General features: G+C 64.7%; 1 protein-coding gene. It reads right to left on the bottom strand.

Features of this window, described 5'->3' with window-relative positions:
• A partial coding sequence (locus AC0L3B_RS38100; protein ID WP_473382676.1) for a putative bifunctional diguanylate cyclase/phosphodiesterase occupies positions 1–1,228 on the bottom strand: 1,228 nt, incomplete at both ends.

Genomic DNA, 1,228 nt, shown 5'->3' with positions numbered 1-1,228 from the left:
GTGACGATGCCGAGGCTGCGGCCGAGGCCAGTCACGGCACGGATGATCGCCATGGAATCCTCGCGCGTCGCGAGTTCCGACACGAAGGAGCGGTCGATCTTGATCTTGTCGAACGGGAAGCTGCGCAGATAACTCAGGGACGAATAGCCGGTGCCGAAATCGTCGAGCGAGATGCGCACGCCCATTGCGCGCAGCTCGTGCAGGGTGATCAGCGTCGCCTCACTGTTCTGCAGCAGCACGGATTCGGTGATCTCGAGTTCGAGACGGCGCGCGTCGAGGCCCGACAACGCCAACGCCTCGGTCACGGATGCGATCAGATTTGGGTTCCTGAACTGCACGGGCGACAGGTTGACCGCGACGTCAATATCGTCGGGCCAGGTCGCGGCGTCGGTGCAGGCGGAGCGTAGCACGAAATCGCCGAGCTGGATGATGAGGCCGGTCTCCTCGGCCAATGGAATGAAGCTGAGGGGCGCGATCAGGCCGCGCTGCGGATGATTCCAGCGCAGCAGCGCCTCGAACGCGACGACGCGACCGCTGGCGACGTCGCGGATCGGCTGGTAGTACGGCTGGAACTCGTCACGTTGCAGCGCCGCGCGCAGATCCATCTCCAGCAGACGCCGTGCTTGTGCGCGCGCATCCATGCCGGTCTCGAAGAAGCGATAGGTGCCGCGACCATCCGCCTTGGCGCGGTACAGCGCGAGGTCGGCGTTCTTCAGCAGTTCATCGGGATTGTCGCCGTCCTGCGGGGACAGCGAGATGCCGATGGAGACACCGATGATGATCTGATGGTCGTCGATCTCGTAAGGCGCCGAGATCACCTCGACCAGGCGGCCGGCAAGGGACCTTGCCGCGGCTTCCTCGGAACGTCCGATCTGGACCACGGCGAATTCGTCGCCACCGAGCCGCGCCACGGTGTCGCTCTCGCCGACGGTGACCTTCAGCCTGCGCCCGACCTCCTTGAGCAACGCATCGCCGATGGGGTGGCCGAGCGAGTCGTTGATGTCCTTGAAGTGATCGAGATCGAGACAAAGCACGGCGAGCTGGTCGCCTGAATTGGTCCGGCGCAGTCCCTGCACGAGCTGCTCGTGGAACAGCACGCGGTTCGGCAAACTGGTCAGCGCGTCATGGCGGGCCATGTGCGAGATCTTGGCCTGGGCCTCCAGCCATTCGGTGATATCCTCGAAGGTCGCGACCCAGCCGCCACCCTGCATCGGCTGGTTGACGACCC

Source organism: Bradyrhizobium sp. Kon56, assembly GCF_055807635.1.
This window is presented reverse-complemented; position numbering and strand designations above follow the sequence as displayed.